At 70.8% G+C, this 18,677-nt stretch carries 18 protein-coding genes; 4 read left to right on the forward strand and 14 right to left on the reverse strand.

From position 1 onward, the window contains the following. Nucleotides 1-69 precede the first annotated feature (69 nt). The 11 genes from J2847_RS22250 to J2847_RS22300 all read right to left on the reverse strand — a co-directional run bounded on the left by J2847_RS22250 (nt 70) and on the right by J2847_RS22300 (nt 13,428). A complete protein-coding gene (locus J2847_RS22250; RefSeq protein WP_209781020.1) occupies nt 70-1,539 on the reverse strand; it encodes a mechanosensitive ion channel domain-containing protein in 1,470 nt (489 codons plus the stop codon). A gap of 15 nt (nt 1,540-1,554) precedes the next feature. After that, a complete protein-coding gene (locus tag J2847_RS22255) occupies nt 1,555-3,492 on the reverse strand; it encodes a HAMP domain-containing methyl-accepting chemotaxis protein (RefSeq protein WP_209781021.1) in 1,938 nt (645 codons plus the stop codon). 63 nt (nt 3,493-3,555) lie between these two features. Next, nucleotides 3,556-4,818, reverse strand: coding sequence for a chemotaxis protein CheW (locus J2847_RS22260; protein ID WP_209781022.1), 1,263 nt, complete (start codon nt 4,816-4,818; stop codon nt 3,556-3,558). Between the two features lie 144 nt (nt 4,819-4,962). Next, nucleotides 4,963-5,829 carry a sugar phosphate isomerase/epimerase family protein gene (locus J2847_RS22265; protein WP_209781023.1) on the reverse strand — a complete coding sequence of 289 codons (867 nt, stop codon included), beginning with the start codon at nt 5,827-5,829 and terminating at the stop codon, nt 4,963-4,965. A gap of 2 nt (nt 5,830-5,831) precedes the next feature. After that, nucleotides 5,832-7,010, reverse strand: coding sequence for a dihydrodipicolinate synthase family protein (locus J2847_RS22270; RefSeq protein ID WP_209781024.1), 1,179 nt, complete (start codon nt 7,008-7,010; stop codon nt 5,832-5,834). Nucleotides 7,011-7,083: 73 nt separating this feature from the next. After that, nucleotides 7,084-8,235 (reverse strand): Gfo/Idh/MocA family protein, encoded by a 1,152-nt coding sequence (locus J2847_RS22275; protein WP_209781025.1) that lies wholly within the window; start codon nt 8,233-8,235, stop codon nt 7,084-7,086. 25 nt (nt 8,236-8,260) lie between these two features. Then, nucleotides 8,261-9,610 carry an enolase-like domain-containing protein gene (locus J2847_RS22280; protein ID WP_209781026.1) on the reverse strand — a complete coding sequence of 450 codons (1,350 nt, stop codon included), beginning with the start codon at nt 9,608-9,610 and terminating at the stop codon, nt 8,261-8,263. A gap of 156 nt (nt 9,611-9,766) precedes the next feature. Beyond that, on the reverse strand, nt 9,767-10,669 hold the full coding sequence (locus J2847_RS22285; protein ID WP_233474710.1) for an ABC transporter ATP-binding protein: 903 nt from the start codon (nt 10,667-10,669) through the stop codon (nt 9,767-9,769). Nucleotides 10,670-10,673: 4 nt separating this feature from the next. Further along, nucleotides 10,674-11,675, reverse strand: coding sequence for an ABC transporter substrate-binding protein (locus J2847_RS22290; RefSeq protein WP_209781027.1), 1,002 nt, complete (start codon nt 11,673-11,675; stop codon nt 10,674-10,676). A 100-nt stretch (nt 11,676-11,775) separates the two neighbouring features. Further along, a complete protein-coding gene (locus J2847_RS22295; protein ID WP_209781028.1) occupies nt 11,776-12,579 on the reverse strand; it encodes an ABC transporter permease in 804 nt (267 codons plus the stop codon). A 141-nt stretch (nt 12,580-12,720) separates the two neighbouring features. Next, nucleotides 12,721-13,428 (reverse strand): TetR family transcriptional regulator, encoded by a 708-nt coding sequence (locus J2847_RS22300; RefSeq protein ID WP_209781029.1) that lies wholly within the window; start codon nt 13,426-13,428, stop codon nt 12,721-12,723. A gap of 128 nt (nt 13,429-13,556) precedes the next feature. Here J2847_RS22300 and gcvA point away from each other — a divergent pair, with 128 nt between their 5' ends. Then, nucleotides 13,557-14,468: a transcriptional regulator GcvA gene (gene gcvA, locus J2847_RS22305; protein ID WP_209781030.1), complete on the forward strand. Its 912-nt coding sequence runs from the start codon at nt 13,557-13,559 to the stop codon at nt 14,466-14,468. 100 nt (nt 14,469-14,568) lie between these two features. After that, entirely contained in the window at nt 14,569-15,360 is a 792-nt protein-coding gene (locus J2847_RS22310) for a crotonase/enoyl-CoA hydratase family protein (RefSeq protein WP_209781031.1), read from the forward strand. A 25-nt stretch (nt 15,361-15,385) separates the two neighbouring features. On the opposite strand, the gene J2847_RS22315 is transcribed toward J2847_RS22310, so the two are convergent. Continuing rightward, complete coding sequence (locus tag J2847_RS22315) at nt 15,386-16,075, reverse strand: alpha/beta fold hydrolase (protein WP_209781032.1); 690 nt, start codon at nt 16,073-16,075, stop codon at nt 15,386-15,388. Nucleotides 16,076-16,197: 122 nt separating this feature from the next. Next, a complete protein-coding gene (gene bdcA / locus J2847_RS22320; RefSeq protein ID WP_209781033.1) occupies nt 16,198-16,926 on the reverse strand; it encodes an SDR family oxidoreductase in 729 nt (242 codons plus the stop codon). A gap of 99 nt (nt 16,927-17,025) precedes the next feature. Here bdcA and J2847_RS22325 point away from each other — a divergent pair, with 99 nt between their 5' ends. Together J2847_RS22325 and J2847_RS22330 are read left to right on the forward strand one after the other, a co-directional pair. After that, entirely contained in the window at nt 17,026-17,625 is a 600-nt protein-coding gene (locus J2847_RS22325; protein ID WP_209781034.1) for a TetR/AcrR family transcriptional regulator, read from the forward strand. 54 nt (nt 17,626-17,679) lie between these two features. After that, the gene (locus tag J2847_RS22330) at nt 17,680-18,465 is read left to right on the forward strand and encodes an SDR family oxidoreductase (RefSeq protein WP_209781035.1); all 786 of its coding nucleotides are present in this window, start codon (nt 17,680-17,682) and stop codon (nt 18,463-18,465) included. A gap of 18 nt (nt 18,466-18,483) precedes the next feature. Here J2847_RS22330 and J2847_RS22335 read toward each other — a convergent pair whose 3' ends face one another. Next, entirely contained in the window at nt 18,484-18,663 is a 180-nt protein-coding gene (locus tag J2847_RS22335) for a hypothetical protein (protein ID WP_209781036.1), read from the reverse strand. Nucleotides 18,664-18,677: the final 14 nt, after the last annotated feature.

Below are 18,677 nucleotides of genomic sequence, written 5' to 3' on the forward strand. Positions count from 1 at the left end.
CCATGGGTGAAGACGCAATCCTCCCGAACGAATCCCGGCCCGACCACCCGGCCGGTCCATTCCGCCGGGCTAACGGGCGGCCACCAGCCGGCCCAGCCCGGTGGCCCGCCGCAGGTTGGACAGGATGTCGGCGGCCAGATCGGCCTCCCCGGCACGGCCCCCGGCGCCCTCGCCGGTCAGAAGCGCCGCGGCGGCCCGGCTCAGCGCCTCCGCCGCCTCCGGTCGCCGTTCCAGCACGAGGCGCAGCGTGTCCATCGTGATCTCTCCAACCAGCGTCTCGGTCCGGCAGCGCACCGTCTCGCCATGGGCGCCGCCAAGCAGCAAGGCTCCCGCCCCCACCAGCCGCCCCGGACCGAGCGGCACCGGCGCGGCACCGGCGCCGCGCCCGCGCGCCGGTTCGGCGGCCAGCAACCCTTCGAGGACGAGATGGACGGCGACGGCGGTCTCCCCCGCCTGGACCAGCGTCAGTCCGGCCGGCAGCCGGCGCAGGCGGATCGCTCCGGCGAGAACCACGCGATCGTCGGTGTCCAGCGCGTTCAGCGGCGCGGTGGCGGCGAGCAGCCGGGTGAGGCCGTCCGCCTCGACCGACCGCCAAGCGGCGGTTTCCGGATCGCCGGACGCCCGTTCGCCCTTCGGCCAGGCCGGACGCAGGCCGGCGCGGTCGAGGTGGCGCAGCACATGCTCCAGCACGATCGAGCGCGCGCGGAAGCGCTTCTCCACCGGCGGGTTGAAATAGACGCCGTACTCGACCCCGTTCAGGGTGATGGCGCGGACCCGGATGTAGGGCGGCGGGGCGGTGGGCGTGGCGAAGGCCAGTGACGCCTCGATCACCGCCGCCTCCAGGATGCGCAGGGCGCGCTCGGCCGGCACCCCGGCGTCGAGCACCAGCGGCACCATGAACTCCAGCCAGGGCTCCGGCATCGAATGGTTGGTGATGGTCGAGGCGGCAATGCGGCTGTTGGGCACGATCACGAGGTTGCCCATGTCGTCCTTCAGCCGGGTGCTGCGCCAGCTGATCTCGACGATGCGGCCCTGCAACGTCTCGTCCCCGGCCTTGTGCAGCCGCACATGGTCGCCGATCCTCACCGGCCGGTCGAGGTTCAGCGCCAGCCCGGTGAAGATGTCGAGCAGCAGCTCGCGCAGCGCCATGCCGAGCACGACGCCGGCGACGCCCGACGCCGCCCACAGCACCGTCAGATCCTGCTTGAAGACGAAGCCGGCGATCGCCCCGAAGGCGAGCAGGAAGATCAGCAACCCCGACAGCTGGCTGAGCAGGCGCGGCACCGGCCCGCCCATGGCGCTGGCCACCAGCCCGTCGAGCACCACGTACTGCACCAGCCGTTGCACGAGCGTCGCCAGCGACAGGATCAGCCCGATGCTGAGCGCATAGCCGAGCACCCGCCAGCCGCTCTCCAGCGCCTCGGCCCCGGCGGTCTGGTAGGCGCTGCCCTCCAGATACAGGGCACCGCCCAGCAGAAGGCAGCCGGCGAGCGGCAGCAGCAGCTTGTTCAGGCGGGTGACGATCCCGGGCTTGGCCATGTTCCCTCCGACCCGTCAGGCCAACCGGAAGCGGCCGACCTGGTCGCGCGCCCGGTGGACCATGCGGGCCAGCTCCTCCATCGTCGCGCTGATCTCCTCGGCGGCGGCGGCGTTGCCCTCGCTGCCGGCGCGCAGCTCGCCCAGCTGGCGGACCAACTCCTGCACGGCGACGCTCTGCTGCGCCATGGCGGCGGAGATCGCCTGCACGGCGCCGCCGCTGTCGCGTGCCGCCTCGGCGATGCGCTCGATCGAGCCGCGCGCCTCCCCGGCGGTCGCCACCCCCTCGCGCACCGTCTGCGCCGATTCGGCGACGATCGATTCGATGTCGCGCACCGCCAGCGCCGCGTCCTCCGCCAGTCGGCCGATCTGCTGGGCGACGATGCCGAAGCCCAGCCCCTGCTCGCCCGCGCGGGCGGCCTCGATGCCGGCGTTCAGCGACAGGATGTGCGTCTTGTCGGCGATGCGGGTGATGGTGCCGGCGATGCGCTCGATCTTGTCATGGGCGGCGGCGATCCGCTCCACGGCGCCGGACAGGTGGGCCAGCTTGACCCGCCCCTCCTCCGCCAGTCCGGCGGTCGCGGTGGCGAGGTCGCGGCCCCGGCCGGCGTTGGCGGCGATCTCCTCGACCGACTGGGCGGTCTGGCCGACGGCGCCGGCCACGGCGGTCAGGCTCATCAGCTGGCGGTCGGACAGCTCGGCGACCTGCCGGGCGGCGGCCGAGGTCTCGGTCGCGGCGGCGGCGATCTGCACGGTGTCGTCGGCGATGTGGCCGATCAGGCCGCGCATCTGCTCCAGCGCGCGGTTGACGTTGCCCTTCAGCACGGCGAAGTCGCCCTGGTAGGAGCCGGCGACGGCGCCGGTCAGATCGCCGCCAGCCATCCGCCCGGCGAGGTCCGCCAGTTCGCCCAGCAGGTTGACCAGCCCGTCCAGGCTGCGGTTCATGTTGGCCTTCAGCGCCCGCAGGTCGCCCTCGTAGCTGCCGGTCATGCGGCCCTGGAGGTCGCCGGCCGACAGGAGCTGCATGACCGACACCACCTCGAACAGCGGCCTGGTCAGGGTTTCGATCAGTTCGTTGAGGCCGCCGACCAGCACGGCGTATTCGCCCTGGTGCTGCCCGCGCTCGGCGCGCACCGACAGGGCGCCGGACTGGGCGGCGTCGACCAGCGTGCCGACGTCGCCGGCCAGCCCCTTGACCGCGACGATGGTCGCCTCGGTGGCGCGGGCCATCTGGCCGATGTCGTCGGCGCGGTCGGTCTGCCCGACCTCGACCGACAGGTCGCCGCTGCCGACCTGCCGCAGGGTTCCGGTCAGCCCGGCAACCGGCCGCGCGATCATCGTCTCGACCAGCCACATGCAGAACAGCGCGAAGCCGATGCCGATGGTCAGCCCGACGATGATGACGGTCCGCCCGCGCGACACCACCCGGGCGGCGTCCTGGCTGGTCCGCTCGCTGTCGGCCTGGGCCAGGCGCACCAGCTCGACCAGATCGTCGCTGAAGGCGCCGAAAAGGCGGTTGGCCTCCTTGACCATGCCGAGCGCCTCGCCACCCGCGCCCTTTGCCGAGGCCTCCAGCAGGCGGGCGCTGCCGGCGAGGTAGGTGGCGTAGTCGCGCGAGAAGTTGGCGTAGCGCGCCTTTTCCTCCGGCGTATCGACCAGCGGCTCGTAGCGCGACCGCCACAGCGCGATGTCGTCCTTGAGCTTGGCGAGCTGGGTTTCGTACTCCCTCCGCTCGGCCGGGTCGATGCTGAGGATGTGCAGCAGCTCGTAGTCGCGATAGTCGCTGGTCGCGGTGTTGATGGCGTTGCTCGCCACCACGCTGGGCAGGACGTCTCCGGCGATGTGCTCGATGTCGTGGCCGACCAGCGACAGCGCCTTCAGGGCCACCGCCCCGAACAGCCCGAACAGCACGATCATCAGCAGGAAGGCAAGGCGCAGCTTGGTCTTGACGGTCATGATCAGGCGGTCACCGGCAGGTTCGATTCGATCGACGGGAGAGAGGACGCACCGGACCGGAACCTAGGAGCCGCCGCCCCAGACCCGCCGGGCCGCCGCCAGCGCCCGTTTCGCCGGCCATGCTACACGGTTTCCCGGAATTCGCGTCAAACTGTCGGCGTTCACCCGGAACCGCCAGCGCATGGCCGCCGCGTCCCAGCGCGCGGCGTCGAACAGCGGGGCAACGGACGGTGGCAGCGCGGTCAGGCTCCGCCAACCGACGGTACCGTCCGTTGCCAGCGGCCGCAGGCGATCGACCGGCAGCGCCCGCCGCATCCCGGCCAGCCGCAGACGGGCGGGGCCGCCGGCAAAGGACGCCTCATCGACCCCGGCGACCAGCGCCAAGGGGAAAGCCACGGCATGCCCGGCGATCTCCACCTCCAGAACATCCGGACGGGCGGGGCGGGGCGGTGTCCAACGCGCCGCCTCGCCGACGCGGCCTTCGCCGCCCGCCGTGGCGGCCCAGCCGAACAGCGGGCCGGGGTCGATGACGCGCAGGGGCTCCCCGTCCTCCCGGCGCCACCACAGCGACTCGACGCCGTCCGAATGCCGCAGGGCGGTCAGGCGGTCGAGCGGGCAGCGCTCGACGCCCAGCGCCCGCTCGACCAGCAATGCCGCCTGCTCGCCGGGCGCGTCGCCGCGCAGGACCAGAGCGCAAGGAGCATCGCCGGCCCCCTCCCCCGTCAGGGGCCGGGCCGTCAGCAGCGCATCGCCAAAACGGAGAAGCACATCCCGCGATCCGGGCACCGGAGTCAGCGAATCGGGGCGCTCGACCCGGTCCAAACGGTCGATCCGCAGCGCGACCCTCTCGCCGGCGTGGTGGACCGGCAGCAGGGGAAGCATCGCGTCGGCCCCGCGGCACGGCCGGGGGGCCGACGCGGCGACTGGAACGGTGTCGCCGGTCCAGGGCAGCGAAGTGCCAAGATCCAGCACCGGCGCTGTGGCAGCCCCGGCCCAGCGCGCGTCCTCGACCCGCAGGGCAAGGGCTCCCGCTTCGGTGGCGGCGACGACGAGAATCCGGCCGGTGCCGGACGGAGCATCCGGGCCACCGGCCAGTGCCCGGGCCAGGTCGATCTGGAGAACCGGGCGCCCCTCGACGGCGGCCACCCCCTCAATCGGCGGTTCGGCCAGGGGCAGCGGCGTCGGCGAGGCGCTCCCCTCGCCGGCTTCGGCGATGGCGTGGACCGCCTCCATCGGCAGCGACCACGCCGTGCCGGCCACCGTCAGCCGCAGCGCGGCGGAGGTTGCGCGCACCGCTGGACGGACGGGAGGGTCGAGAAGCGCCATGTCGGGATGCACCGTTTCCCCCCTGGTTCGACGGCCCCCGATTCGACGGCCGTCACCTGGGGCGGACTATGGCACCGCTCGCGTTAGCCAACCGTAAAGACCGCGCCTCCCGGCGGTCAGGCCCGGCGATCAAGGCATGGGCGGTCAGACGACGCTGCGGTGGCGCTCGATGCAGGTGGACAGCACCTCGTCCATCGGGCGTTCCCACCAGGTGTTCGCCGAGAAGATCTCGACCTCCGAATAGCCGGCGAAGCCGCAAGCCTCGACCCAGCCGCGCATCTGCGGCAGATCGATGACGCCGTCGCCCATCATGCCGCGGTCGAGCAGCAGGTCGGTGGTCGGCACCAGCCAGTCGCAGACATGGAAGGCCAGCAGCCGCTCCTTGCCGGCGCGGCGGATCTGCGCCTGGAGGTCGGGGTCCCACCAGACATGGTAGGCGTCCACCGCCACCCCCAGCGCCCCGCTGCGCGCCGGGTCGAGCCGGTCGCAGATGTCCAGCGCCTGCCCCATCGTGTTCACGCAGGCACGGTCGGCGGCGTACATCGGGTGCAGCGGTTCGATGGCGAGCGGCATGCCGGCCTTGCGCGCGTAGTCGAGCAGCTCGGCGATGCCGTCCTCCACCTGGGCGCGGGCGCCGGCGAGGTCCTTGCTGGGCGCCGAGCCGGGGCGGGAGTATTGCGGCAGGCCGCCGACCACCAGCACGAGGCAGACGGCGCCCAGCGCCGCCGCCTCGTCCACCGCGCGGCGGTTGTCGTCGCGCATCTCCGCCCGGTGGGCCTCGTCGGCCGGGAACATGCCGCCCCGGCAATAGCCGGAGAGCTGGAGGTCGGCGCCGCGCACCGCGCGGACGGCGGCGTCGAGCCCGACCGTGGCCACCTGGTCGCGCCAGGGCGAGATGGCGCGGATGCCGTGGCGGTGGCAGGCCTCGATGATCTGGAGGAGATCGCCCTGTTTGCGCACGGTGGCGGTGTTGATCGACAGCCAGCGGTGATCGGCCGAGAAATCGCGCATCGTCACAGCCCCCGCACGGCGAGGACGGCGGCCATGCGGCTGGCGGCGCGTTCCGGGTCGGTCAGTAGCCCGGCCTTGTCGGCGAGCCGGAACAGTTCGGCGAGGTGCTGGGTGGAGCGCGTGCTCTCCTGCCCGCCGACCATGGTGAAATGGTCCTGGTGGCCGTTCAGGTAGGCCATGAAGACCACGCCGGTCTTGTAGAAGCGGGTCGGCGCCTTGAAGATATGGCGCGACAGCGGCACGGTCGGCGCGAGAATGTCGTGGAAACCGGCCTCGTTGCCGTCGGCCAGCTCGGCCAGCGCCGCCGCCGCCGCCGGGGCGATGGCGTCGAAGATGCCGAGCAGCGCGTCGGAATGCAGCTCGCCGTCGCCGGCGATCAGCTCGGCGTAGTTGAAGTCGTCGCCGGTGTACATACGGACGCCGGCCGGGAGGCGGCGGCGCATGACGATCTCCTTCTCCTTGTCGAGCAGCGAGATCTTGATGCCGTCGACCTTCGGCGCGAAGTCGCCGATGATGCCGAGCGCCGTGTCCATCGCGGCGTCGAGGTCGGCGGTGCCCCAATAGCCGGCCAGCGCCGGGTCGAACATGTCGCCCAGCCAGTGCAGGATCACCGGCTGCTTCACCTGGGACAGGATGCGGCCGTAGACGCGGGCGTAATCGTCGGGACCCTTGGCGACGCGGGCCAGCGCGCGCGACGCCATCAGGATGATGCGGCCGTCCAGCGCCTCGATCGCCTCGATCTGCTCCTCGTAGGCGCGGATCACGTCGTCGATGGTCCGGGCGTTCTCCGGCGGCAGATGGTCGGTGCCGGCGCCGCAGGCGACGACGGCCCCCTTTCCATTTTGCGTGCCACGCGCCTTGGCGGCGCTGAGCGAGCGGCGGATCAGCTCCAGCGAGGTCGGCCAGTCGAGCCCCATGCCGCGCTGGGCGGTGTCCATCGCCTCGGCGACGCCGAGGCCGAGATCCCACAGATGCTCGCGGAAGGCGATGGTGCGGTCCCAGTCGATGGCCGGGGTCAGCCAGGGATCGCCCTCGGCCAACGGGTCGGCGACCATGTGGGCGGCGGCGTAGGCGACGCGGGCCAAAGGCCGGTCGGTGCGGGCCGGAAATCCGCGCGCGGGGGCCAGTTCGTAGGTTTCGAGCGTGCGGTCGGCACGCGGCAGGCGGATGGTCAGGGCCATGGCGGTGGACTCCGGGGGGAAGCCATCCCCTCCCCCGTCAAGCCGGGGGAGGGGCAAGGTGGAAGGCGGCGTGTCAGGCGGTCAGCGACGGAACGTCGACCCAGCGGCGCTCCTTCCAGCTCTGCAACGCGCATTCGACGAGCTGCACGCCCTTGGCGCCCTCGATCAGACCGTGCTTGTAGGGCGCGTCCTCGACGACGTGGCGGATGAAGGACTCCCATTGGATCTTGAAGCCGTTGTCGTTGGGCTGGTTGTCCGGCACCGGCTGCCAGGTGTCGTAGAAGTCCATGGTCTGCTTCTGGTCGGGGTTCCACACCGGGCGCGGCGTGCCCTGGCGCGGCTGGATCACGCAGTCGGTCAGGCCGGCGACCGCCGAACCGTTGGTGCCGTCGACCTGGAAGGTCACCAGATCGTCGCGGTAGACGCGCGTGCACCAGGAGGAGTTGATGGTGGCGATCACCCCGCCCTCCAGCTCGAACATCGCGTAGGCGGCGTCGTCGGCGGTGGCGTCATAGCGCTTCCCGTTCTCGTCCCAGCGGTCCGGGATGTGGGTGGCGCCCAGGCAGGAGATGCTCTTGACCGGCCCGAACAGGTTGTCGAGCACGTAGCGCCAGTGGCAGATCATGTCGAGGATGATGCCGCCGCCGTCCTCCTCGCGGTAGTTCCAGGAGGGGCGCTGCGCCGGCTGCCAGTCGCCCTCGAACACCCAATAGCCGAACTCGCCGCGCACCGACAGCATGCGGCCGAAGAAGCCGCTGTCGCGCAGCATGCGCAGCTTCTGGAGGCCGGGCAGGAACAGCTTGTCCTGCACGGTGCCGTTCTTCACCCCGGCCTGCTCGGCGAGGCGGACGATGCCGAGCGCCGCTTCCAGGTTGGTGGCGATGGGCTTCTCGCAATAGACGTGCTTGCCGGCGCGGATCGCCTTCTCCAGCAGGGTCGGGCGCATCTGGGTGGTGCCGGCGTCGAAGAAGATGGTGTCCTCGCGGTTCTCCAGCGCGGCGTCGACGTTGTCGCTCCAGCGCTCGATGCCGTGGCACTGGGCCAGCTCGCGCATCTTCTCGGCGTTGCGGCCGACGATGATCGGGTCGGGCATGACGCGCGAGCCGTCGGACAGGGTGACGCCGCCCTGCGCCCGGATGGCGAGGATCGAGCGGATGAGGTGCTGGTTCATCCCCATCCGGCCGGTCACGCCGTGCATGATGATCCCGAGGCGTTGCGTGCTCATGGGTAGGACTCCCTAGGAAGGCTCTTTAAGCGGGTTGGACGGGGGTGGAGTGGATGGGAAGGAGGCTGTCCCACGCGGGCTCGGCCGCGCGGGCGAAACCGGGGGCGGAGAGCGGCGCCGTGGACAGGCGCCCATTCTCCGTGGCGAGCCGGACCGAACCGTCCGGGTCGCGGATGTAGAAACCGGGGTGGGCGGCGAGGAAGGCGTCCCCCTCGGCGGCGGTGCCGAAGCCCCCGCCATACTGGTGGCCGTTGCGCTCGGCGTGGCTCAGGCCGAGCAGCGCCACCAGCGCCGTGTCCTGCTGCACCGACAGGCCGGCCTGACAGGTCAAATCCTCGGCGGACAGGGTGTGCGGCGCCCCCCAGACCGTGCAGCGGGCGCGGTTGAGGATGGCCTTGTACAGGCCCTTGCAGGCCTTCGACGACACCCCGCGATAGCCCATGGCGCGGGCGCGCGGGAAGGCGTCGTAGTCGTCGTCGGACTCGTCGATGATGAAGGGGACGCGCTCGGCGAGCGCCCCCAGCGGCCGGGCCAGCGCCGCGTCGCGGGTGATCGGCTGTTCGATGTGGACCAGCGCGCGGCGCAGCCCGGCCAGCGCCGGTCCGTGCTCCAGCCGTTCCAGCAGTTCGGCGACATGGTCGGCGTCGGCGTACTGCTCGTTGCCGTCGAGCGTGGCGCGGTAGCCGGGGACGGCCGCGTCGAGCACGGCGGCGATCCCGGTCAGCCGGTCGATGTCGGCGGCGACGTCGCCGCCCAGCTTGATCTTGAACCAGCGCAGCGACGAGCGGGCCAGCAGCGCCCGCAGACTCTCCGGGCTGTCGAGCAAGCCGACCGTGTGGCGCAGCTCCACCACGGGCAAAGGCTCCAGCCCAGCCAGGAAGGCGTCGAGGTCCACCCCGGCAAGGTCCGGCGTCAGCCGCGCATCGAGCCCGACAAGGTTGGCGCGCAGCCCGTCGAAGACGTTGGCGCCCAGCACCCGCAGCAGCCCGTCGAGCACCGCCTTGTCGATCTGCGCCGGGCCGTAGGCGGCGGCGAGCTTCGGCACCTCCGTCGGGGTGAAGGCGGCGGCGTGGCCGAAGGCGGTGTCGAGGCGGTCGTCGGCGAGATAGCCGTCGCGGGCCGAGCGCAGCGAGCGGCGCAGCCCCTCGACCGTGTCGGCGGGGCTTTGGTCCGGCCGCTTGTCGAACCATTTCGGCATCATCATCTCGGCGGTGGCGCCCCAGGCCTCGCCCCTGCCCTCGACCGACACCTGGGCGCGGACGAAGGATTGCGGGGCCGCCTCGACGGTCACGGCGCCGAAGCGGAAGGGCTTCACGAAACGGACGGGCCGCTCGTACAGCTCGATGGCGCGGATGCGGAGACGGGGGGCGGGCATGGAATGTGTCCCTGTGATGAAGCCTTGCCCCACCTTTCCCGTGCCGGCGCACGGGTTCCCTCCCTCCCCCGCTGGGCGGGAGTGGGCCGGAAAAACCCCCTCCCCCGCCGGGCGAGGGAGGGTCAGTGTGGGGGAACGCGTTGGCCGGCGGTCGCCTCAGTCCAGATGACCCTGCGCCGCGAAATGCGCGCGGATCTTCTGGGTCAGTTGGACGAACACCGGGTCGCCCATGACGTCCAGCGTCCGCGGGCGCGGCAGCGGGACGTCGTAGGTGGCGGCGATGGTGCCAGGCCGTTCCGACATCACCATCACCCGGTCGGCGAGGAACACCGCCTCGGGGATGGAGTGGGTGATGAGGATCACCGTCTTGCCGGTCTCGTGCTGGATGCGCTGAAGCTCGACGTTCATGCGTTCCCGCGTCATGGCGTCGAGCGCGCCGAACGGCTCGTCCATCAGCAGGATCTTCGGGTCGTGCACCAGCGCCCGGCACAGGGCGGCGCGCTGCTGCATGCCGCCCGAGAGCTGCCACGGATACTTGTTCTCGAACCCCTTCAGCCCGGTCATCTCGACCAGCTTCAGGGCGCGCTCCAGATACTTCTCGCGCGGCAGGCGGCGGACCTCGACCGGCAGCATGATGTTGCGCAGGACAGACCGCCAGGCCAGCAGGGTCGGGCTCTGGAACACGATGCCGGTGTCGTCGTGCGGCTCCGTCACCGTGTCGCCCTCGATGCGGATGGTGCCGGCGGTGACCGGCAGCAGCCCGGCCAGCATCTTCAACAGCGTGGACTTGCCGCAGCCCGACGGGCCGACGATCACCAGGAACTCGCCCGGCCGCACGTCGAAGCTGATCGGGCGGAGCGAGGGAACCTCGCCGTCGCGGGTGCGGTAGGTCTTGCTCACGCCGTCGATCCGGATCAACGGCTCGCCGGACAGACGCTGCGTCTCCGCCTCGCCCACCAGCTTCAACTGCGGCTGTGCCATGCCGTGCGTCTCCTCGTCGGTCCTCGGCTCTTCGGTCGCCGGATTTTCGGCCGTCGGCTCGTTGATCGGCGGCGTCATCCGGTCATTGCGTCTTGGCGGCCGCCGGGTCGGCCGGCAGGAAGTCGCGGGTGTAGAACTTCTTCGGGTCCTGCTTGGCCGAGGCGTCCAGGCCGCCGTATTCCACCAGCAGGTCGATGCTGTCCTTCATGTTGGCGTCGGTCACCTGGAAGGGCCGCATCGCCTTGGTCTCCGCCGTGCGGTAGAGTGGGATGGTCAGCTCGAAGCCCTCCAGCAGGGTGTCCGGCTTGCCGCCCTTGGGGTTGGCCTTCAGGATGGCGTCGACCGCCTCCTTCGGCGCCTTTTCCGCCCCCTCGATGGCCTTGGTCGTCGCGGCCATGAAGCGCTTCACGAGGTCGGGGTTGTCCTTCAGCGTCGCGGTGTTGGCGATGATGCCCGACGAGACCATGTTGACGCCGTAGTCGGCGAAACGGATCGGCGTCACCGACTTGCCGGTGGCGTCCTTGATCTTCATGCTCTGGTCCATGACATAGCCGAGCAGCAGGTCGGCCTGGCCGTTGATGACGGCGTTCAGCTTGGTCTGCGCGTCGCCCGACACGACCTCGAAGTCGCGCTCCTTCAGGCCGGTCTTCTTGAGGAACAGCGGCCATATTTGCGACATGCTGTCGCCCGGCGTCATGGCGACGATCTTGCCCTTGATGTCCTCGGGCTTGCGGATGTTCTTGTCGGTGAAGCCCATCGCCGACATCGGGCTGGTCTGCAACAGCACGCCCGGCGAGGTCACCGGCGCGCCCTTGGCCGCCGCCTTGATCATCGTCGGCACGTCGACGTAGCCGAAGGTGACGCCCTTGCTGGCGACGAGCTGCGTCGTCACCGCCGAGCCGCGGCCCTCCTGGATCTCCAGGTCGATGCCCTCGGCCTCGTAGAGCCCCTTGTCCTTGCCGTAATAGAAGGGCGCGTGCTCGCCGTAGACGTACCAGTTCAGCATCAGCGTCACCTTGTCGGCGGCCTGGGCCGACAGGGTCGAGGCGGCGAAGGCGCAGAGCGCGACGGCGGCCGTTTTCATCAAGGCGGTCTTTTTCATCACGACGGTTTTCCTCCCACGAGTGATCGATGGAGCGCCCGTTGACCGGGGTCTTGTCGGTGATTCAAATGATTGAAAAGGATCAGTGCCCGGCGTTCTGCCGTTGGCTGGCGTGCCAGGGAATGGCGACCCGCTCCAGCACGTCGATGACCCAGAACAGGACCACGCCCATCAGCGCCAGCACGGTCAGCGCCGCGAACATCAGGGGCAGCTCGAAGTTGCCGATCGAGCGTTGCAGGACGAAACCGATCCCGGAATTCGAGCCGACGAACTCGCCGACCACCGCGCCGACCACGGCCAGCGTGATCGAGACCTTCAGCCCGGCGAAGATCGCCGGCAGCGCGTGCGGCAGCCGCACCATCTGGAAGGTCTGCAAACGCGACGCCTTCATCGAGCGCGCCAGATCCATCATCTCGCCATCCACCGACTTGAAGCCCTGCACCGCCGAGACGACGACGGGGAAGAAGCCCAGCAGGAAGGCGGCGATGACCTTCGGCATCAGCCCGAAGCCGAACCACACCACGAACAGTGGCGCGATGGCGACCTTGGGGATCGACTGCGAGAAGACCAGCAAGGGATAGATGTAGGCCTCCACCGTGCGCGACCCGGCGATCAGCATGGCGATCGGGATGCCGAACAGCACCGACAGCGCGAAACCGCCGAGCGTCGCGGTCATGGTGGGGACGGATTCGGCCAGCAGCCGGTCCCAATCCTGGATCATCGCCAGAACGACGTCGCCGGGCTTGGGCACCAGATAGGCCGGCACCCCGAAGATGCGGACCGCCAAATCCCACAGGATCAGCATCAGGACGATCAGCAGAATGGGGCGCAACCAGTCGGAATTGAGCAGGCGCAGAGCTGCGCCGGAGCTTGAGCGACGATCCATGCGTCTCCTCCCGCCGGTGGCTGGGGCGGTTCCTTTCGGAGGCGGCCGCCATGTTTTAACCGGCTGGTTAAAAGTACGGCCGACACACGGATGTCGTCAACAAAGAAAATGGTGGTAGCGGATGGTTTGCTGTCTGAACGGCTAGGCGCGCAGCGACTGGAGGACCAGCTCGACCATGTGGGCCAGCCGGGCGGCCTTCTCCGGCTCCGCCATCAGGTCGCGGCGGAAGATCACCGACAGGGTGTGGACGTTCGACAGGTAGAAATAGGACAGGCCGGCGATGGAGATGTAGAGCTGCACCGGATCGACGCCGGGGCGGAACATCCCCTGTTCGACGCCGCGTTCCAGCACGTCGGCGATGAGCTGCACGAAGGGCGAATGCATCGACGGCACCTTGTCGGAATCCTTCAGCAGCTCCGCCCGGTGCAGGTTCTCGATGTTCAACAGCGCCATGAATTCGGGATGGTCGATGAAATACTGCCAGGTGAAGCCGATCAGCCGGGCGATGGCGTCCGGCGGGGTCAGCGTCTCCAGGCTGAGCTGGCGCTCGGTGGCGCGGATGTGCTCGTAGGCGCCCTCCAGCACCGCCAGATAGAGGCTCTCCTTGTTGCCGACATGGTAGTAGAGCATGCGCTTGTTGGTGCCGGCCGCCTCAGCGATGCGGTCGACGCGGGCGCCGCCCAGCCCATGCCGGGCGAACTCCTCGGTCGCGGCGGCGAGGATGCGGGCGCGCGTCCCCTCCGGATCGCGCGTCACCTTCACCGGAGAGGGCGCCGGGGGCGGAGTCGCGGCCTGGGCCGTGTCGGGCTGCGTGGGGGCGGGGTGCGCGGGGTCGGTCAGGCTGTCCATCAGGAACCGGCTCCTTGATCATCCTTGAGTCCGGCATCGTAGTGCCGGGGGCAGCGCTTTAGGAAGCGTTCCGAAAGGCAGGGGGCGCTTGCGCGTCGGCACCGTTTGATGATCGACTCGCCCCCGCCATGACCTACCGCCTTCCCCCACTCTCCACCCTGCGGGTCTTCGAGGCCGCCGCGCGGCATCTCAGCTTCAAGAGCGCCGCCGACGAGTTGGGCCTCACCCCCAGCGCGGTCAGCCGCAGCGTCCAGGCGCTGGAGGACTGGATCGGCAACCCGCTCTTCGCGCGCGGCAACCGGACCATCGCCCTGACCGACGTCGGGACGGCCTACGCCGCGCAGGTCCGCGCCGCGCTCGACCTGCTGGCGCAGGCGACGCGGGCGCTGCCCGAACGCGGCGCGCGCGGAACGCTGTCGATGAGCGCCGCGCCGACCTTCGGGCTGCGCTGGCTGATGCCGCGCCTCGGGCGCTTCAAGGCCCGCCACCCGGACATCGCCCTCACGCTCGACACCACCCACCGGCCCGTGGAGTTTCCGCGCGACGGAATCGACCTCGCCATCCGCATGGGCAGCGGCCCCTGGCCCGACCTCGACGCCCTGCATCTGGTGACGGAATCGCTGGTGCCGGTCTGCGCGCCGGAGCTGGCCGGCCGCGTCCGGACCATCGCGGATTTGGGCAAGCTGCCGCTTCTGCACGTCACCAGCGTGCGCGACGACTGGGCCTGCTGGGCGGAGGCGCGCGGCTGCGGCGAACTGGACCTGCGCGGCGGGCTGCGCTTCGACACCATCCAGTACGCGCTCAACGCCGCGGCGCAGGGGTTGGGAATCGCGCTGGGCCGCCGCCCGCTCGTCGATCCCGATCTGGAAGCCGGAACCCTGGTCGAGGTCCTGGGGCCGCCGGTGCCGACGGCGACCGCCTATTGGCTGGTCTGCGCCCCGGCGTCGCTCGCCCGGCCGGAGGTGCGCATCTTCCGCGACTGGATCCGTGGGGAGCTGGCGGGCGAGCTGGCGGCGGACTCCCTCCTGCCGCCGGTGTGATGCGCCCGGCTCACCCGACGATGAGGGGAAGTCGTTTGCCGGGCCGCCGGCCACGGGCCAGTCTTGCCGCACCGCAAGGCCCAACGCACGGATCCCGATCATGGACGACAAGGTTCTCCTCACCATCAACGGAGCGGTTGCGACGCTGACGCTCAACCGCCCCGACACGCTCAACGCCATCGACTTCGCGACCATCGACCGGCTTCACGACCTGCTCGACTTCATCGAGGCCGACGATGCCCTGCGCGCGGTCATCCTGACCGGGGCCGGCGAGCGCGCCTTCTCGGCCGGCGCCGACATCCACGACTTTTCCGGCGCCGTCTTCGCCGGGCCGGAGACCGCGCTGCGGGAGTTCGTCCGCCGGGGCCAGCGTCTGACCAGCCGGCTGGAGGCCTTCCCCAAGCCGATCATCGCCGCCGTCAACGGGCTGGCCTTCGGCGGCGGCTGCGAGGTGACGGAGGCGGTCCCGCTCGCCATCGCCAGCGACCGCGCGACCTTCGCCAAGTCGGAGATCAGGCTCGGCTTCGCGCCGCCCTACGGCGGAACCCAGCGGCTGCCCCGCCTGATCGGCCGCAAGCGCGCGCTCGCCATGCTGCTGACCGGCGATCCGATCGACGCCCGGACCGCGCGTGACATCGGCCTCGTCAACGAGGTCGTTCCTCATGAGCGGCTGATGGACGCCGCCCGCGCCCTCGCCGCCAAACTGACCGCCCGGTCGCCGCTCGCCGTCGCCGCCTGCCTCGCCAGCGTCACGCGCGGCCTGAACCTGTCGATCGACGAAGGGTTGGCGGTCGAGGCCAGCCAGTTCGCCCGCATGGCGGCAACCGAGGACATCCGCGAGGGCATCACCGCCTTCATCGAGAAACGGCCGGCGGTCTTCACTGGGCGCTGAACTCCTGCGGATCACCCGGCACCATTCAACCAGCGTGGGCCGCCTCGACGATCACGGCGACGACCGCCTCCGGCCGTGACAGATGCGGCAGATGGCCGGCCTCGACCTCCACCGTCCGGGCGCCGATCCGCGCGGCGGTGTCGCGCAGGAAGGCCGGGGGCAGCATCCGGTCCTCGCTGGCGACGACATACCAGGACGGCTTGGCCTGCCAGGCGGCGGCGGTCACCTTGCCGCGGAAGCAGACGGCGGCGACCGGCCCCTGGACCGCCGCCAGAAGCGCCGCCTCGGACGCCGGCAGATCCTGGGCGAAAGTCTTCGCCAGACTGTCCGGCGTCAGGAACAGGAAGCCCGCCCTGTCGGCCGACACGCTCGACAGGCCGGGCGACGGGGGGTAGGGCTTCAGCGTATCGTTCGGCGACTGCCCGGCGGCGGGCGCGAAGGCCGCCACATAGACCAGCGCCGCCACCTTGTCCTGATCGCCGAGTTGGGTGATGACCGCCCCGCCCCAGGAATGCCCGACCAGCACCACCCGCCCCTTGGCGCGGTCGATGGCGCGCTGGACATGGGCGACATCCTCCTCCAGCGAGGTCAGCGGATTCTGCACGGCGACCGCGTCGAGCCCCTGGGCCTGGAGCAGCGGGATCACCCGGTTCCAGGAGGACCCGTCCGCGAAGGCGCCGTGGACGAGGATGACGGAGGTGACGGCCGATGCCATGGGCTGCTCCCGCGCGGGACGTGACGGACGCCCCGAGACAGCACGGCCCGGTTCCGGCCGTCCAGGCGCGGCCGCCGGTTTTTCCTCTGGATGGAAAGCGGCGGCCCCCCCGGACGGCGACGTCAGGCGCCGAAACCGCCGTCGATGGTCTGGAGCGAGCCGGTGATCATCGCGCCGTGCGGCCCGGCGACGAAGGCGGTGAACTCCGCGATCTCGCTCGCGTGGGCGTGGCGCTTGATCGCCATGAAGCCGTGCATGGCTTCCGCCATCGGGCCGTCGGCCGGATTCATGTCGCTGTCGGTCGGACCGGGCTGGATGGCGTTGACGGTGATGCCGCGCGCGCCGAAATCACGCGCCAGCCCGCGCACCATGCCCTGGACCGCCGATTTGGTCAGCGCGTAGGCGGCCCCGCCGGCGAAGGGCATGCGGTCGCCGTTGACCGAGCCGATGACGACGATACGGCCGCCGTCGTTCATCCGCCGCGCCGCCTCGACCGCCGCGTGGTAGGGAGCGCGAACGTTGACGTCGATCATCCGGTCCACCGCGTCGGGATCCAGGGTCAGCGGATCGCCCATCACCAGCGTGCCGGCGTTGATCACCAGCACGTCGAGCGCGCCGCGCCCGGCCACCGTCGCGATCAGCGCGTCACGGTCGGAACTGTCGGTGCGAAGCGCCTCGGCACCGGTGGCGGCGGCGACCGTCGCGGCCGCGTCCTTCGAGCCGGCGTAGGTGAAGGCGACGCTGCCGCCGCCCGCCGCGAAGCGCCGGACGATCGCCTCGCCGATTCCCCGGCTGCCGCCCAGGACCAGGATGTTCTTGCCGGAAAACTCGGCCTTGGAAAACTCGGCCATGTCGGCCTCCTCGTGTTTGGGGTGTGTTTGTGGGTTGGTGTTTTTGTAGTGATCGCTATATAAACAGGGACGACAGTTCCCCGCAAGGAGATTTTTATAGTGACCGCTACAAAAGATCCGGAGCCACGCGGACGGCGGCGGTCCTTCGACGTCGACCAAGCGGTCGAGACCGCGATGCGGCTGTTCCACGCGCGTGGCTACGACGCCGTCGGCGTCGCCGAACTCGGTGCCGAGCTGGGTATCAAGCCGCCCAGCTTCTACGCCGCCTTCGGCAGCAAGGCCGGGCTGTTCGAGCGCGCGCTGCAACGCTACATCCAGGGCGAGGCCAACATCTTCGCGCGCGCTCTGGCGGATGGCGGCGACGTCGCCACGGTGATCGACCGCACGCTGGCGCTGGCGGCCCGCCTCTATCCCCGGCGCGACGGGGTGGCCGGCTGCCTCGTGCTCGACGCCACGCGCAACAGCGCCGATCCCGACGCCTGCGCCCTGACCGCCGCGGCCAAGCGGGCCAGCCGGGAGGCCCTTCGCGCTTTCATCGCGACCGAAAGGCCGGCCAAGGCCGGCGCCCTCGCCGATTTCCTGACGATCGCGATGGCCGGCATGTCGGCGGCGGCGCGCGACGGGGCGGACGAGGCGGCGCTCACCGCCTTCGCCGAAACCGCCGGCCGCGCCTTCCGGCGGGAGATGGAAGCGGATTGACGCCCGGCCGCCCCGGCGGTCATCGTGGCGGCTCTCCGCCCAACGAGGTCCGTCATGACGACAGCAACGCTCCCCACACTCTCGATGTTCTCGCTGGCGGGCAAGGTGGCGCTGGTCACCGGAGCCAGCCGCGGCCTGGGGCTGGAGATCGCCCGCGCGATGGCCGGGGCCGGGGCGACCGTGCTGCTGAACGGCCGAGACCCGGCGCGGCTGGAGGCGGCGGCGGCCCGGATCGGCGGGACGGCCGGCCCGGTCATCCCGCTGCCCTTCGACGTCGCCGACGGGGCGGCGCTGCGCGACGCCTTCGCCCGGATCGGGCGGGAGCATGGGCGGCTCGACGTGCTGGTCCACAATGTCGGGCAGCGCAACCGCAAGCCGCTGGCCGACTTCGCGGACGACGAGATCCGCAGCCTGCTCGACGTCGACCTGACGGCCGGCCTCGTGCTGGCGCGGGAGGCGGCACGGCTGATGCTGCCGCGCCGCGAGGGGCGCCTGATCGCCGTGACCTCGATCGCCGGGCAGGTCGCCAAGGCCAACGACGCGGTCTACACCGCCGCCAAGGCCGGGCTGACCGGCATGGTGCGCGCGCTCGCCGCCGAATACGGCCCGCACAACATCACCAGCAACGCCATCGCCCCCGGCTTCTTCGCGACGGAGACCAACGCCGGCATCACCGGCGATCCGGCGGCCTCGGCCTATTTCGAGGGGCGGACCCCGATGCGGCGTTGGGGCCAGCCGCCCGAGATCGCCGGGGCGGCGGTCTTCCTCGCCTCCCCGGCGGCCTCCTTCGTCAACGGCCATGTGCTGGTCGTCGACGGCGGCGCAACGATTTTGATGTGATTCACCCGTCGGAAGCCGTCAGGCGTCCTTGTCCCTCCCGCCCTCCGGGCTGTCGGGACGCTTGGCCGATTCCGTGTCGGGGGTGATCGGCTTGCCGGTGTCGGAGACGGCCTTGGCCGCCTCCAGCGGATCGGCGATGGCGCGGTCGGGCTCGTTGGTCAGTGTGTTGCCGTTCGACGGCTTCGTGGTCTCGGCCATGGGAGGAGCCTCCT

This window comes from Azospirillum agricola, from assembly GCF_017876095.1.
Taxonomy (GTDB): Bacteria; Pseudomonadota; Alphaproteobacteria; order Azospirillales; family Azospirillaceae; genus Azospirillum; species Azospirillum agricola.

Bases quoted from the DNA above. Each gene is read 5' to 3' on its own strand.
- J2847_RS22310 (WP_209781031.1), top strand. From the start codon at position 14,569: ATGGACGACAAGGTTCTCCTCACCATCAACGGAGCGGTTGCGACGCTG.
- J2847_RS22255 (WP_209781021.1), bottom strand. From the start codon at position 3,492: ATGACCGTCAAGACCAAGCTGCGCCTTGCCTTCCTGCTGATGATCGTG.
- J2847_RS22270 (WP_209781024.1), bottom strand. From the start codon at position 7,010: ATGGCCCTGACCATCCGCCTGCCGCGTGCCGACCGCACGCTCGAAACC.
- J2847_RS22330 (WP_209781035.1), top strand. From the start codon at position 17,680: ATGACGACAGCAACGCTCCCCACACTCTCGATGTTCTCGCTGGCGGGC.
- J2847_RS22265 (WP_209781023.1), bottom strand. From the start codon at position 5,829: ATGCGCGATTTCTCGGCCGATCACCGCTGGCTGTCGATCAACACCGCC.
- gcvA (WP_209781030.1), top strand. From the start codon at position 13,557: ATGACCTACCGCCTTCCCCCACTCTCCACCCTGCGGGTCTTCGAGGCC.
- J2847_RS22335 (WP_209781036.1), bottom strand. From the start codon at position 18,663: ATGGCCGAGACCACGAAGCCGTCGAACGGCAACACACTGACCAACGAG.
- J2847_RS22250 (WP_209781020.1), bottom strand. From the start codon at position 1,539: ATGGCCAAGCCCGGGATCGTCACCCGCCTGAACAAGCTGCTGCTGCCG.
- bdcA (WP_209781033.1), bottom strand. From the start codon at position 16,926: ATGGCCGAGTTTTCCAAGGCCGAGTTTTCCGGCAAGAACATCCTGGTC.
- J2847_RS22295 (WP_209781028.1), bottom strand. From the start codon at position 12,579: ATGGATCGTCGCTCAAGCTCCGGCGCAGCTCTGCGCCTGCTCAATTCC.
- J2847_RS22300 (WP_209781029.1), bottom strand. From the start codon at position 13,428: ATGGACAGCCTGACCGACCCCGCGCACCCCGCCCCCACGCAGCCCGAC.
- J2847_RS22275 (WP_209781025.1), bottom strand. From the start codon at position 8,235: ATGAGCACGCAACGCCTCGGGATCATCATGCACGGCGTGACCGGCCGG.
- J2847_RS22260 (WP_209781022.1), bottom strand. From the start codon at position 4,818: ATGGCGCTTCTCGACCCTCCCGTCCGTCCAGCGGTGCGCGCAACCTCC.
- J2847_RS22290 (WP_209781027.1), bottom strand. From the start codon at position 11,675: ATGAAAACGGCCGCCGTCGCGCTCTGCGCCTTCGCCGCCTCGACCCTG.
- J2847_RS22285 (WP_233474710.1), bottom strand. From the start codon at position 10,669: ATGACGCCGCCGATCAACGAGCCGACGGCCGAAAATCCGGCGACCGAA.
- J2847_RS22315 (WP_209781032.1), bottom strand. From the start codon at position 16,075: ATGGCATCGGCCGTCACCTCCGTCATCCTCGTCCACGGCGCCTTCGCG.
- J2847_RS22280 (WP_209781026.1), bottom strand. From the start codon at position 9,610: ATGCCCGCCCCCCGTCTCCGCATCCGCGCCATCGAGCTGTACGAGCGG.